This window comes from Chlorogloeopsis fritschii PCC 6912, from assembly GCF_000317285.1.
GTDB lineage: Bacteria > Cyanobacteriota > Cyanobacteriia > Cyanobacteriales > Nostocaceae > Chlorogloeopsis > Chlorogloeopsis fritschii.
This window is the reverse complement of record NZ_AJLN01000037.1, coordinates 72,994-86,917: the sequence shown is the minus strand read 5'-3', so window position 1 is coordinate 86,917 and position 13,924 is coordinate 72,994. Positions and strand designations below refer to the sequence as shown.

Annotated in this window: 13 protein-coding genes; 8 read left to right on the top strand and 5 right to left on the bottom strand. The window is 41.0% G+C overall.

The genetic code is table 11. From position 1 onward, the window contains the following. Positions 1-61 precede the first annotated feature (61 nt). The gene (gene rnc, locus UYC_RS0102710; protein WP_016873102.1) at positions 62-781 is read left to right on the top strand and encodes a ribonuclease III; all 720 of its coding nucleotides are present in this window, start codon (positions 62-64) and stop codon (positions 779-781) included. A 92-nt stretch (positions 782-873) separates the two neighbouring features. Further along, a complete protein-coding gene (locus UYC_RS0102705; protein ID WP_016873101.1) occupies positions 874-1,968 on the top strand; it encodes a Gfo/Idh/MocA family protein in 1,095 nt (364 codons plus the stop codon). On the opposite strand, the gene UYC_RS0102700 is transcribed toward UYC_RS0102705, so the two are convergent. Then, positions 1,904-3,949 (bottom strand): sensor histidine kinase, encoded by a 2,046-nt coding sequence (locus UYC_RS0102700; protein ID WP_016873100.1) that lies wholly within the window; start codon positions 3,947-3,949, stop codon positions 1,904-1,906. The two genes, UYC_RS0102705 and UYC_RS0102700, sit on opposite strands and share 65 nt — an antisense overlap. 153 nt (positions 3,950-4,102) lie before the next feature. Here UYC_RS0102700 and UYC_RS0102695 point away from each other — a divergent pair, with 153 nt between their 5' ends. The 4 genes from UYC_RS0102695 (at position 4,103) to UYC_RS0102680 (ending at position 7,240) form a co-directional block, all read left to right on the top strand. Beyond that, a complete protein-coding gene (locus tag UYC_RS0102695; RefSeq protein WP_026087335.1) occupies positions 4,103-4,783 on the top strand; it encodes a RibD family protein in 681 nt (226 codons plus the stop codon). Positions 4,784-4,790: 7 nt separating this feature from the next. Then, positions 4,791-5,393 carry an acyl carrier protein phosphodiesterase gene (locus tag UYC_RS0102690; protein WP_016873098.1) on the top strand — a complete coding sequence of 201 codons (603 nt, stop codon included), beginning with the start codon at positions 4,791-4,793 and terminating at the stop codon, positions 5,391-5,393. Between the two features lie 200 nt (positions 5,394-5,593). Beyond that, positions 5,594-6,769, top strand: a complete 1,176-nt coding sequence (locus UYC_RS0102685; RefSeq protein WP_016873097.1) for a GNAT family N-acetyltransferase — start codon at positions 5,594-5,596, stop codon at positions 6,767-6,769. Between the two features lie 87 nt (positions 6,770-6,856). Continuing rightward, complete coding sequence (locus UYC_RS0102680; RefSeq protein ID WP_016873096.1) at positions 6,857-7,240, top strand: DUF4346 domain-containing protein; 384 nt, start codon at positions 6,857-6,859, stop codon at positions 7,238-7,240. A 70-nt stretch (positions 7,241-7,310) separates the two neighbouring features. Here UYC_RS0102680 and psb32 read toward each other — a convergent pair whose 3' ends face one another. From psb32 to UYC_RS0102665, 3 genes are all read right to left on the bottom strand, one after another. Next, positions 7,311-8,042, bottom strand: coding sequence for a photosystem II repair protein Psb32 (gene psb32 / locus UYC_RS0102675; RefSeq protein ID WP_016873095.1), 732 nt, complete (start codon positions 8,040-8,042; stop codon positions 7,311-7,313). Positions 8,043-8,163: 121 nt separating this feature from the next. Then, positions 8,164-10,905 (bottom strand): GAF domain-containing protein, encoded by a 2,742-nt coding sequence (locus UYC_RS0102670; RefSeq protein ID WP_016873094.1) that lies wholly within the window; start codon positions 10,903-10,905, stop codon positions 8,164-8,166. Between the two features lie 586 nt (positions 10,906-11,491). Continuing rightward, entirely contained in the window at positions 11,492-11,962 is a 471-nt protein-coding gene (locus UYC_RS0102665; protein ID WP_016873093.1) for an NADAR family protein, read from the bottom strand. A gap of 369 nt (positions 11,963-12,331) precedes the next feature. On the opposite strand from UYC_RS0102665, the gene UYC_RS0102660 reads away from it, so the two are divergent. Then, a complete protein-coding gene (locus UYC_RS0102660; RefSeq protein ID WP_016873092.1) occupies positions 12,332-12,823 on the top strand; it encodes a DUF2243 domain-containing protein in 492 nt (163 codons plus the stop codon). A gap of 96 nt (positions 12,824-12,919) precedes the next feature. Here the strand turns inward: UYC_RS0102660 and UYC_RS0102655 are convergent, their stop codons facing one another. Beyond that, positions 12,920-13,228, bottom strand: coding sequence for a DUF2087 domain-containing protein (locus tag UYC_RS0102655; RefSeq protein ID WP_016873091.1), 309 nt, complete (start codon positions 13,226-13,228; stop codon positions 12,920-12,922). Between the two features lie 57 nt (positions 13,229-13,285). Between UYC_RS0102655 and UYC_RS0102650 the strand changes: the two genes are divergently transcribed. Beyond that, entirely contained in the window at positions 13,286-13,903 is a 618-nt protein-coding gene (locus UYC_RS0102650; RefSeq protein ID WP_016873090.1) for a class I SAM-dependent methyltransferase, read from the top strand. Positions 13,904-13,924 lie beyond the last annotated feature (21 nt).

Sequence of the window (13,924 nt, the reverse complement as noted above, 5' to 3'; positions counted from 1 at the left end):
AAAAATCAGAGTTCAAATTTTGACTGTTGACGGTTGGCTAATGACTAATGACTAATGACCGATGACCCTAGCTTATCCCCGCCGTCAAAGACAACTCGAAAATTTAGTCAAAAAATTTGGTTTCTCAGCACAAGCACCGATTAAATGGCAACTATTAGACTTGGCGCTGACTCATCCCACTGTCTCCGACTCAGCAAATTACGAACATCTTGAGTTTGTTGGAGATGCAGTGGTGCGCTTGGTGGCGGCAATTGTGTTATGGGAGAATTACCCTGATTGCCCGGTTGGAGATTATGCGGCAATTCGTTCAGTATTGGTGAGCGATCGCATTCTTGCCCAACTGGCTCGCTCCTATGGATTGGAATTATACTTACTTGTCGCTGGTAGTGCTACTGCTGATAAGGTAGGGCAACAATCGCGGCTAGCAGATGCCTTTGAAGCAGTTCTGGGAGCGCTTTACCTCAGTACTAACAATTTGGATTTGATCCGTCCTTGGTTAGATTCTCACTTTAAGGAATTAGCAGCAGAAATTCGCCTCGATCCAGCCAGACTTAATTACAAAGCTGCTTTGCAAGAATGGACTCAAGCCAATTTTAAAGTTTTACCTGAATATCGGGTTGTAGAAATCAGTCAACCACAAACAAATCAAGACCGTTTCATTGCTCAAGTGTGGTTGCACGGACAAAAGCTTGGCGAAGGCAAGGGACGCTCTATCAAGGCTGCCGAACAAGCAGCAGCAAAAGTTGCGTTCTCAACTATTGATACTCAGGAGAAACACTGAACTCTAAAGGTAATAAATAAGCTGATAATTCAGTTATGAGAACTTATTCATTAGCCATTAACAAATGACTGATGACCAATAACTAATAACAAATGATTAATAAAATTAAAATCGCCGTCGTCGGTATTGGACGATGGGGCGTACATTTGCTGCGAAATTTTTTAGAACATCCACAAGTCAAAGTAGCGGCAGTAGTAGATCCGAACCCAGAGCGTTTGGCAGCAGTAAAAAGTCAGTATAAGTTGGATGATACTGTACTACTGACAACAGAATGGCACACAATAAAGCAAGTAACAGGTTTAGAGGCAGTAGTAATTGCTACTCCTGCCAGTACCCATTATTCTCTAATTATTGATGCCTTAAATTGGGGATACCACGTTTTAGCCGAAAAGCCTTTAACTCTCGATCCCGGAGAATGCTGGCAACTCTGTCAATTAGCAGAAAAACAGCAACGTCAACTCATGGTCGATCATACTTACTTATTTCATCCAGCAGTTGAACGAGGGCAAGCTGTAGTTCACGGAGGAGAATTGGGTGATTTGCGCTACGGCTACGCCTGCCGCACTCATTTGGGGCCTGTTCGTCAAGATGTCGATGCACTTTGGGATTTAGCCATTCACGATATTGCCATTTTCAACTCTTGGCTAGGACAACCGCCTGTAAGGGTGCAGGCAACGGGTAGGATGTGGCTGCAACAAGAGGACACGGGGAATAGTTTTGATAATTTCTCCGCGTCTTCCGAGGTGTCTCCCCCTCTTTCTGACTTAATCTGGGCAACCCTAACTTACTCAAATGGATTTCAAGCCTCTATCCACCTATGCTGGCTCAATCCTGATAAACAGAGACGTTTAGCAGTAGTGGGTAGTCGTGGTAGTTTGGTTTTTGATGAGATGGCAACTGCCTCACCTTTAACTTTGCTGCATGGTGAGTTTGAGGTGTGGAAAAACCAATTTATTCCTACAAATCAAAACCAACAAGTGCTGCACACAGAAACAAGCGAACCTTTAAAACGAGTTTGCGATCGCTTTATTAACTGCATCTGCAACCAAACTCCTTGTGCAGTATCATCTGGATGGGTAGCTACAGAACTCGTGCAAATTCTCGCTGCTTTAACAGAATCTCTCAACCAGGATGGCAAACCTGTTTTTCTGGACAAAAATCATTATTTATTAACGAGTTCTGAGTAAAAGAATCAAATGTTTCCTCTTTCTTATTCTCGTGTTTGGGTAAATGTTTATTATTCTCGACAGTATCTAACTCCACAGGAGTTTCCACCTTTCCTAATTGCTCTTTCTCAGGAGACAAAATTGACAATGATACATCTATCAAAGGTAAGATAATTTTTACCACAGTGCCTTGATTAAGACCTGCACTTTCAAGAGTAATGCTACCTCCCATCAGTTCTATTAAGTTTCGCGAAATTGCTAATCCTAATCCAGTACCACCAAACCTGCGTGTCGTAACGTCATCAACCATCACAAAGGGGCGAAACAGTTTTTGTTGTTGGGGAGGATCTATGCCTATACCTGTATCTTTGACGGCGACAATCACTTGACATTTGCTATCAATTTGTTGAATTTCTGTTGTAATCGTGATGCTTCCATCTTCAGTAAACTTAGTGGCATTGCCGATAATATTAATCAATACTTGCTTGAGCTTGGCTGGATCGGCATTCACCAAAATAGGTTCGCTCATCTGCTGAGGGATATTTAACTGCAAGCCCTTTTGTTGAATATTTACTGATTGTAGATTAATGACCTCTTTTAGTATTTGTTGGAGGTCTATTGGTTCTAGGCTAACTGAAAGTTTACCTGCTTCTATCTTAGAAATATCGAGTAGATCGTTAATTATCCCTAGCAGGTGAATTGCTGTTTCATCAGCACGCTTGAGAAACTCCATTTCCTCTTCACGGCTATCACACATATCATCACGGACTAGGCGAATACAGTTAATAATAATATTTAATGGATTTCTCAACTCATGAGAAGTTGTTGCTAAAAATTGGCTTTTACTTTTGTTAGCGGTTTTAGCTTCTTGCCAAGATATTTCGACTTCTTCTGCCCAAGCTTTGAGCCGTTCTACCATTTGTTCTAGTGCTTGTCCGAGTTGATTAAACTCTCTAATTTTGAAGTTGCCTGGTACTGGCGCGACAGTGTGGTGACAGTGAAGATTTAAAGCATAGTCTCGTAGTTCTTCAACAGGAAGCGCCAGGCAACGGGCTAAATATAACGATGCCAATAAGCTTGCACTAAATAAGCCAATTGTCAACGTGAAAAGAATAAATTTGATTTGTCCTAGCCCATACAAAGCATCATTGAGGCTAGCCATAGCCAAAATTACCCATTTTTGCTGCCCTCCTTTGAGGACTGGGCTATCTATAGCGGTATAGCCAGCAAGTAATTCTTTCCCGTCTTTTTTAAAAAACAAATGTAAAAAATTTTGTTTACCTGCGATCGCATTTTTGACTATATCTTTTAGTCGCGCATCATCCAGATGTTGTGTAATACTTGTCCCAATATGATTTGCATTTGGATGCGCTAATATTCTGCCATCTTCATCAATAACTACCGTCGAACCTGTCAATAAACCAGGTTGATTGTGAATTTGCTCGTTAAATAATACTGATTTAAAAATTAGGGTGTAACGCCATTGGCCATCATTATCGTAGACAGGTGCTGATAATAATAATTTCAGTTTATTTTGCCCATCTGTTCTTGTCGGTATACCTGGAGTTTTTGGCAATATAGGCTCTACGGCAAATCCATCAGTAAATAAAGAAGATTTCCCTTCACTGATTGCTTCATCGCCACAAGTCGTAGCTATAACCTCATTGCTTTGCGGATTTGTTAGTTGTATGCACTCAATTTGCCGAGAATTTTGTCGCGCTAACTGAGTCAGAAATTTTTGCATTTGTGCAGGCGTTCCTGACTGGATTACCTGTGTTTGACTAATACTGAGCAAATTAACCTTTAAGGCTGCGATCGCATCAACAATCTTTTCCCCCTTGAGGATGGCGCTCTCTGTTAAGTTTTGACGGGCAGTTTCCAACAAACCATAGCGTGCCTTTTGGTAAGCCACTATCTCCCCAATCAGTAAAACTGGAACAGACAGCAGCAAAATTTTAGATACTAAAATTCGGCGAAAGGATGATTGACGGTGCATAGCCATCGGCACTCTCACTTGGCGCAATCCACAACAGCAACGAGATGCGATTAGACTAGCTAATCTAAGTTAAGCAATCAAAATTACTAAGAGTAATTTTTAAACATAAAATAGCTTAATAGTAAAAAGACGTACAGTCTACAAACAAAGAGAGCAAGGGTGCAGCATAGACCTCATACTACAGTAGTTTTAGCCATGAGTGCAGATGGCAAAATAGCAGATTTTAGGCGATCGCCTGCTCGATTCGGGTCAAAAACCGATAAAGCACATCTGGAAAAACAGATAGCTGCTTCTGATGCCGTTTTATTTGGTGCTAATACTCTCCGCGCTTATGGTACTACATTAACCGTATCAAATCCACAGCTTCTGCAACAAAGAATACAAGCGGGTAAACCCTCGCAGCCAATCCACATAGTAATTACACATACTGCTCATCTCAATCCGGAACTTCGCTTTTTTCAACAGCCTGTCAGCCGTTGGTTAATAACTACAAAAACAGGAGCACTGTTTTGGCAAAATCGCCCCGAATTCGAGCGGATTTTGGGATTGGAAACAGCAACTGAAAAAATCGACATTGCAGTTGCTCTACAACATCTATTAACTCTGGATATAGCAAAATTAGCGGTATTAGGAGGAGGTGAATTAATCGCCTCAATGCTGGAATTAGAATTAATCGATGAATTGTGGCTAACTGTCTGTCCTTTAATTTTAGGTGGTGCTAGTGCGCCTACACCAGTGGAAGGCAGAGGATTTTTATCGCAAGTAGCTCCTCAATTACAACTAATGGAAGTTCGCACCTTTGAGCAGGAAGTTTTTCTCAATTATCGCATTAGGCGATGAATTACCTATGAATTGGCTCGCTCACTTGTTCTTGTCTGAATGCAATGATGAAATTCGGTTGGGTAATCTACTTGCCGACTTGGTGAAGGGATCGGCTCGTCAGAATTTAAATTGTTATCTACAGCGTGGTATAAAATGTCATCAAGCAATTGATGTATTTACAGATTCTCATGTTATCGTTCACCGCAGTAAACAGCTAATTAGCTCAGAATATAGACGATTTGCTGGCATACTAATTGATATTTTTTACGATCACTTTCTAGCAAAAAACTGGTCTGTTTATTCTAATGTTCCTTTAGAGGAGTTTACAGGCCATATATACGAATCGTTTCAAGCTTACCAAGGAGATATACCCACAGGAGTTAGGAAACTAATTGCTTGTATGGCAGCCGAAGATTGGTTGGCAGGTTATCGCAGCTTGATTGGTGTGGAAAAAACTTTAGAGAGAATCTCCAATAGACTATTAAGTCGGTTTAATAAGTCTTTCGACTTGCAGTACGCGATGAAAGAACTCACAACCCACTACAATAGCTTGCAAAATGACTTTCTAGAGTTCTTTCCAGAATTACAGGATTATGCTAGGGACTGGAGACTAGGGGCTAGGGACTAGGGACTAGGGACTAGAGATTTTAGATTTTGGATTTTAGATTAAGTTCCAATCCAAAATCGCTTTGCTCCAAAATCCAAAATTGAATTACCCAATCCCCTTTTCCCCAGTACCCAGTTCCCAATCCCCAGGATAAGCTGCAATTAGCAGCAGATTAGATTACTTTAAGTAAAGCTATTCCTAATTTCTTTCGGAAATCCACAATGGTGGAACAACTAAAGCCTCGCTATTCAGTTGCTTGGATTAACAAAATTGCTGAAGTGCCTCAAGACGCTTGGGATGCTTTAGCACTACCACTGCAAACCCCATTTTTAGAATGGCAGTGGCTGAACAATTTAGAAACCTCTGGTAGCGCTACAGCTAGAACAGGTTGGTTACCAAATCATTTGACTCTCTGGCGAGATAGAACGCTCATCGCTGCTGCTCCCCTATATCTCAAAGGACACAGTCAGGGTGAATTTGTATTCGATCACCAGTGGGCTGAATTGGCACAGCGCATCGGCGTGCATTACTACCCAAAAATGCTAGGGATGACGCCGTTTACTCCTGTTGAAGGCTATCGATTTTTGATTGCTCCAGGTGAAGATGAAGATGAAATTGTGGCAATGATGGTGCATGAAATTGATGCTTTTTGCTCAAAGCACCGCTTAAGTGGCTGTCATTTCCTCTTTGTCGATCCCCAATGGCGCCCAATTTTAGAACGCCAAGGTTTCACTACTTGGCTGCACCACAGTTACATTTGGCAAAATCTTGGCTTTAACACTTTTGATGATTATTTAGCAGTTTTTAATGCCAATCAGCGCCGTAACATTAAGCGCGAACGCAAGGCTGTAGAAAAAGCTGGTTTACGATTACAACCCTTAACTGGAGATGAAATTTCTAAATCACTGTTGGCATTAATGTACGAGTTTTATGCTGATACGTGCGATAAATTTGGCTGGTGGGGTAGCAAATACTTAACAAAGCGCTTTTTTGAGCAATTACACACCCATTATTGCCATCGTGTGTTACTGTTTGCTGCTTATAGCGAACAAGAACATCGCCAGCCGATGGGGATGTCTTTTTGTTTATTTAAAGGCGATCATATGTATGGGCGCTATTGGGGTAGTTTTCAAGAAATAGATTGTTTGCATTTTAATGCTTGTTATTATGCTCCAATAGAGTGGGCGATCGCTAACGGCATTCAGATTTTTGATCCCGGTGCTGGTGGGCGGCACAAAAAACGTCGCGGGTTTCCTGCTATGCCTAATTACAGTTTGCACCGCTTTTACAATCAGCGTTTGCAACAAATTTTGCATCCTTACATTCGCGAGGTGAATGAATTGGAACAGCAAGAAATGGAGGCAATTAATTCGGAATTGCCATTTAATCAAAAATAGGATGAGATGTAAAGCGCAGAGGAAGATAGGAATTACACTTGAGAAGGGATGAAAAATTCTTGAGCAACGTTTGTTTTTACAGTAATTATGGGTTTGAAATTAGAAGATTTAGCAGCAATAGATGAAAAACTTTCTCTGCGCCATTTAGAACTAGATCCAGGTGGATATTTTATTATTTATCTGGATCGGGAGTCGGGATTAATTTGTGCCAAACATTTCACGAATGTAATTGATGAGCGTGGTTTAGCTGTCGATCCAGAAACTGGGAAGGTGATTCCCGCACGAGGAAAGGTGGAAAGAACTCACACAACCCTATTTACTGGCAGAACGGCAAAAGAACTGTGTGTCCATATTTTTGAACAAACAAAACCCTGTCCGGTAACTCAGCTAGATCATGCGGCTTATTTAGGGCGGGAATTTGTCCGTGCTGAGGTAGCCTTACTGACAGGGCAAGAGTATGTCCAAGATTAAACAGCTGATTGCTAATAGCTAACTGCTAATAGTTAATAGTTTTTTACTATTAGCCATTAGCGATTAACTATTAACCATTAGAAGATGGTTGGTTAATTTGGTAAATGTAGTAAGTCGCCATCGGGATAATGGTGGCGGCAATTAAAAGTCCAACTACCCAGGCGGTAGCATTACTTGTGTCTGTTTTTTCTCCTTTTTTGAAGGTGCTTTCTACCTGCACGGTGTCAACAACTTGGGGAGCACCAGGATCGGGTTGTCCGGATAGTACAGCTACTAGGCGATCGCTTGCATCTAAAAATGCTTGATTGTATTTGTCACCGTCTCGCAAAGGAACCGCGACAGTTTCATTAGCTACACTTTGAGCAATCTCATCTGACATTGCAGACTTTACTCGTTCGCCAGTAATAATCGCAGTACCGTTGGTTACGGTATTAATCATTAGTAAGGTTTGATTGGCTTGTGCTTCTTTGGTGGGAAACCATTTTTCAAATAGTGCTTTGGTAAAGCTCTCTGGGGTTTCACCATAGTCAAGTCGGCGGACAGTAACAATTCTGACCTCATTTCCGGTTTGCTTGGCCAATTCCTCAAAGGCGCTGCTAAGTTTACCTTCATTGACACGGCTGATGACATCAGCTTCATCGACAACCCAGGTATCAGGTGTGAGAGCAGGAATTTGATACACACCTGTGGCTAAAGCGGGTGCCATAAATAGCGAAGAGGCTAAAATAACGCTCATCAATGGCAAAAATAGCCAGTGAATGCGTTTTTTCCAGTTGAATACTTGGTTGAGGAGCTGTTTCATTGGATGAAAGAATATTATAAAGACAGGCTTCCACCAAAAATACTACCAAGAAAAACGTAGACAGCCTCCTGGCTTTTGACCGGAGGATGAAAACGAGGAAAACTGCTCACAGTTTACTGATTTAATACTCGCTAATACTTTGAACTGTTTGCTTGAGAGGAATTTCCAGTCGAAATTCCGTACCTTTTTCTATTTCTGATACACACTCAATTTTTCCACCGTGCTTGTTGACAACAGTCTGATAACTAATGGCAAGCCCTAGTCCCATACCCTTGCCTACTGGTTTAGTAGTAAAAAACGGGTCAAATATTCGCTTTTTTACCTCTTCGCTCATTCCCTGTCCGTTGTCGGCAATGCAAACTACGGCACGAGATTTATCTGTTGAAACTTCAGTAGAAATCCGTATATAAGAAGTATTACTATTTCTGATATCTATCAGGACATCAATAGCATTGGCAATAATATTCATAAATACCTGGTTGATTTCTCCGGCATAGCATTCCACCAATGGCAAATTCCCATAATCTTTAATCACTTTAATACCAGGAAACTTGGCAGTTGGCTTGAGGCGATGTTGGAGAATCAACAATGTGTTATCAATGCCTTCATGTAAATCAACAGGTTTGATTTCAGCCTGATCCAAGCGCGAAAAGTTGCGTAAAGACAACACGATCGCCTGAATGCGTTCAGCTCCTGCCTGCATTGATGACAAAATTTTGGGTAAATCATCAACAACAAACTCTAAATCGATGGCATCTGCTTTAGCCTCAACTTCTTCGTTGGGCTGAGGATTATGTATTTGATAGAGTTGCAAAAGTGCTAGCAGTTCCTGGGTGTAGTTAATGACGTGACTAAGGTTGCCGTAGATGAAGTTAACAGGATTATTAATTTCGTGAGCTATGCCTGCCACCAACTGTCCCAAGCTGGACATTTTTTCAGTTTGAATTAGTTGTGTTTGTGTTTGTTGCAGTTGGCACAGAGCTTGCTCTAATTGTGCAGCTTTAGCCGTTGCCTCTGCTTCGGTAGCAAGGCTTTGCTCGTAGAGTTGTGCTTGTTGAATGGCGATCGCTGCCTGATCTGCTAATTGTTGCAGCAAGTCGATTTCATCATCATGCCAATTCCTGGGGGCATGGCAATTGTGAGCAATTAGTAATCCCCATAGTTGCGCGCCCATTTTGATGGGAACAATTAAGCAGGCTTGTACTTGAAGATTGTGCAAAAACTCTTGATGACAAGGACTTAAAGAAGTGGCCAAGGTATTGTTAATTGCCCTAACCCTACCTCGAAAGTAAAGATGGGTATATTCATCAGGAAAGCATTCCGAAGGAGCTTTCATTCCCAAAACAGATTTCCAATTGCCATTGACTTCTTCAAAAATTACCTCTCCCTCGGTATTTTCCAAAAATTGATAAATTAGCACCCGGTCTGTATTCAACAGTTTTCGTATTTCCCGTACAATTGTTTGCAGGGTTGACTTCAAGTCTAATGTGCTGTGAATTTGGTCTGTAATTTGCTTAAGCAATACCGAATACTGCAATGACTTTTGCAACTGAGCAGTTTGTTGTTGCACCTTACGTTTCAAATTCAAATTTAGCCTTTGTACCTGCAAGCGCATTTTTTTCACTTTTTGGTATATTAGCTGCTGCTGAATTGCTATAGAAAAATGATGATACAAACCTTCAGCTAAGGAGGTTTCTTCTGGTTTCCATTCAAGTGCTTGCTCTTTTTTTTGCTCTCGCCACGCTGCAAAAGAAAATTGAGGTAACCGTTGTCGCTGATTTTCCTCACCGCATCCTGCCCATAAAATTTCGGTATCGAATTCATGACGAAAAATACTCAAAGAACCAATACACTTTTGACGGTAATGTAGGGGAATTACCAAAATCCCCCGAATCCTAGTAGATTGGAAAAAAGGAGCTATAGCTTCAAATTGGGGTTGTTTGTAAAGGTCTTGAATTGCTAAAACATTACCGTGTTTGCACTGCGTAATCCAGTTTTGCCAAGCGGAATGTTTTTCTAAAAGATTATTTTCTGATTCACCTGGTAGTATGGGCTGGTCGCCCCAAGTATACAATTGTGACGTTGGCTGAATGTGAAGTCTACCACCAACTCCACCCAACGCAGTAATCGTTTCTTTCAATGCCGCTGATAATTGAATTTCAGGCACTGTATTTAGTAATATGCTTATTCGGTTGATAATTGCCCCTCGTTTTTGTTCAGCACGGTTTTGAGCAAGTAAATTATTGACAGCGATCGCCAGCGATAATTGATCTGCAACTTGCTGCACCATCCGAATTTCCCGCTTTAAGAATGTTCGCGGTTTACTGTGGTGCGATACCAATAATCCCCACAGTCGTGGTTTTGGTGATTCCTCTTGCTGGTCGCAATCTACAATGGGTACTATCAGCGAAGACTGCACGCCCATTGCTTTTAAATATTCAAGATGGCAAGGATCTACTCGTCGATACTGGAAATTGTCAATTTCATTTAGAGGTTTGCCAGTTTCCGGGCATTGCAGGCGCGACAACCCAATTCGTCCACTTGATACATCTACGATAGTGCGTTGCCGTGCTAACAAATACATCTGTCTTGACTCTTCTGGAATATCATTTGCTGGGAAATGCAGCCCTAACAATGACGGTAGGCGCTGATTATATATCGATTCAGCAATGACTTCACCGTTGCCATCCATATCAAATCGATACACTTTCACCCTGTCTGTACTCAAAATTTCACGCAATTCTGTAACAGTAGCTGCCAATATCTCCTGTAGTTCGAGCGATCGCTTAATTCGATTTGTAATCCGGTGTAGAAAATCTTTGTGCTCAAATGTTTGCTGTAAGCCGCTCTGAATATATGTCATTTCTTTTATTATCCAGACAAGATTATCAAGATTTTTTATTAGTGCTTGACAAGAATTCCAAGCAAGAATATTTAAATACACTCGCTAGCGAACTATCACATTAATTATGTTGGCTAACAGATCCCTAACTTTTTTAATAAATTGGGGATCTGAACACCTTAATTCACATCTTGCACCAGTTGTTTGATTGCGATTTTTGTAAGGTGGGCATTGCTTAGATTTGACTCAAAACCTTATTTTGACGTTACAGGCAATGCCCACCCTACGGTTATTAAGGGTGGTGCAAGATCTCAGTCAACTCCTCAGAACTAATGAGACAAACCACTAGGCTTAATAAGTTAAGAAAAAGTTAACAAGTTGATGTATTCAATTTTATACACTAAATCCTGAGATTTAATGAATTAAATAGCAGCTTCATAGAGAATTTAGTTAATTACACTTATAATTTATATTGAATATATATTACTAATTTTTGTATATTACCTCAGTAATTTTAACTAGTTTTTAAATCATATTGTCTTGGGGAATAATAGCATTCCCCTTTCACAAAGGTTTTTTGAAATTAGTGCAAAAATTCTGGCAATAACTAATCGTAAGCTACTGATAGTAAAGGTAATTTGCGAATTTCTTCGCGAACGCTCATCAGGATTTTACCAAGCTGATTTTGCCCGCTTTGATCTGCACCGCATCCCCAAAAATAATCTGTTGGGGAGTTTTCTACAAGCAAGCGATCGCCTGTAGCTAAAAGAATTTCTCTAATGTCTGCATGGGTAAGAAACTTTTTGAGCACAGCTTGTTGCATTACTTTCGTCTTCACCTCATTCCAATCTGAACGTACTTGGCGAGTGTGACAACGTCCCAATGCAGCAGCTTGTTCGGGTGTCTCGACGGCATGGATTACGGGTATAATTACCGCGTCTGGGGTGCCTACAAATTTTTGAGCTTGATAATAATGTTCTACCGTTGTCCAGTAAGTACCCTCGATTGTAATGCCGTGAGGAGAAAAATTAGAAAAACAGCCATAAGGCTCGTAAGCTTTGTAAAAGTAAATAGTCATTTTAAAGTGCTCTTTTATAGTTCAACTTCTATCATGCCTGTAGATGCTTACAGCCAGACATCTAACTTGAGTTGAAAAATCAGGCAGAGGGCAGAGGCTAGAAAGATTAAGGTAATGCGATTTTAAGTAGAAGGCAGAAGGGATAACTAGGGGATAGGGGACAGGGGACAGGTAACAAGGGACAGGTGACAAGGGACAGGGGACTAGGAATAAAGAAATCTTAATCCCAATCCCCAGTACCCTTGAGTGTAAGCAAAATATCAAAGAAACACTTTTGTCTGTTTCCCTTTGCTTCCTGCCCACCTTGCAGGAAGCCGCCTTTACAGGCGTCTACAGCATAGCTGCCTTGTATTTCATAGGAGGTTGATTATGGAGGCGAATAACCAGACAAGCGATCGCCGCGCTCCGCTAATTGCTGCCGGGATTTTTTTAGGTTTGGGTTTAGGAGGATTCGTAGATGGCATTCTGCTACATCAAATTTTGCAGTGGCATCATATGTTAAGCAGCGTTCGACCATTAACAAATGAATCTAATATTGATTTAAATATGGTTTGGGATGGCTTATTTGACGCTTTCGATTGGTTGTTGACTGTAGTTGGAGTAGTGTTGCTGTGGCGGGCAGGGGGGCGAAATGACGTTCCTTGGTCATCTTACACCTTTGTTGGATCTTTACTCATCGGCGCTGGTTTATTTAACTTGGTGGAAGGACTGATTGCTCATCAAATTCTTGGTATTCATCATGTTAAGCCAGGGCCGCACCAGTTAGCCTGGGATTTGGGGTTTTTAGCTAGTGGGGTGCTAATGATTTTGGTTGGCTGGATGATGCTAAATCAAAAGTTACGCTCGCCATCACAAGAATAACTGCTATGTTATGTAAGGATTTGAGCTTCTGAGAGAGTAGGAGTTAGCCGTAACGCACCACTGGCGCTAGAGTAAAGATAAAGTACTCTGATTAGTTTATTTCATAATTTCCGTCTCTGATTTCCAAACAGATGCTGGTAATCGCCAGTAAAAACCATTTTCTCGCTCCATCATTTGATAACCAATTAATTCGCGTCGTAAAGTTGCGTAATCAGAGTGATGACGGGCAATAATTTGGTTGACTTGGCGTTCCGTATAAGTCACTTCTTGTTCAAATTTTCTTATTAACCATCTAAGTACGACCAAGCGTTTTTTGCGAGAAGCAGGAATTTTGGTAAGGTTTACACCATCAAGGTAAGTTTTGAGTACTTTTTCTTCCCATGCTTCTAATTGGAGATTACTCATAAATTGCACCTAGCACTATGGGATATCATCACGAAGTATAAGAGAACTATTATCTAAATGAATCAAGAAGAATTATCTGCGTGGTTTGTAGCTAATAAAACATTGTTAGAAAATTCTTACACAGCAGAAACTGAACCCTGGAAACAATCAGGGTTTTCTGGCCCTTACGAACGCTGGATTGCTTGTAGAAAGCCAATTGCTGATTGCGTAGCTCAACCCGGAAATTTCTTGGATATTGGCTGTGCTAATGGTTACTTGCTAGAGTGCTTATTAAAATGGACGGCTGCTAGAGGTATTGAAATTCAGCCTTACGGCTTGGAGATCTCAACAAAACTCGCTGATTTAGCAAAGCAAAGATTGCCAAAGTTCGCCAGTAATATTTTTATTGGTAATGCTTGGACATTTGTTCCACCGCTCAAATTTGATTTTGTCCGAACTGAGTTATTGTACGTTCCCAAAGATTTGAGAGAAGGCTTTGTCAGGCGCTTGCTAGAGTTGTTTGTTCAGCCCAATGGCAAGCTTTTAGTAGCTGAATATCGCTCTCGTAAAGACACTCAGTCACAGCCTTGGGTAGATGATATCTTACGAGCTTGGAACTTTAAAGTAGATGATTGTAAATCTGGCTGCTATGAAGGCAAGGAACTAACGAGAATCGCAGTAGTAAAAAATTACTGAGCATTGCCAATAAGTGTGAGA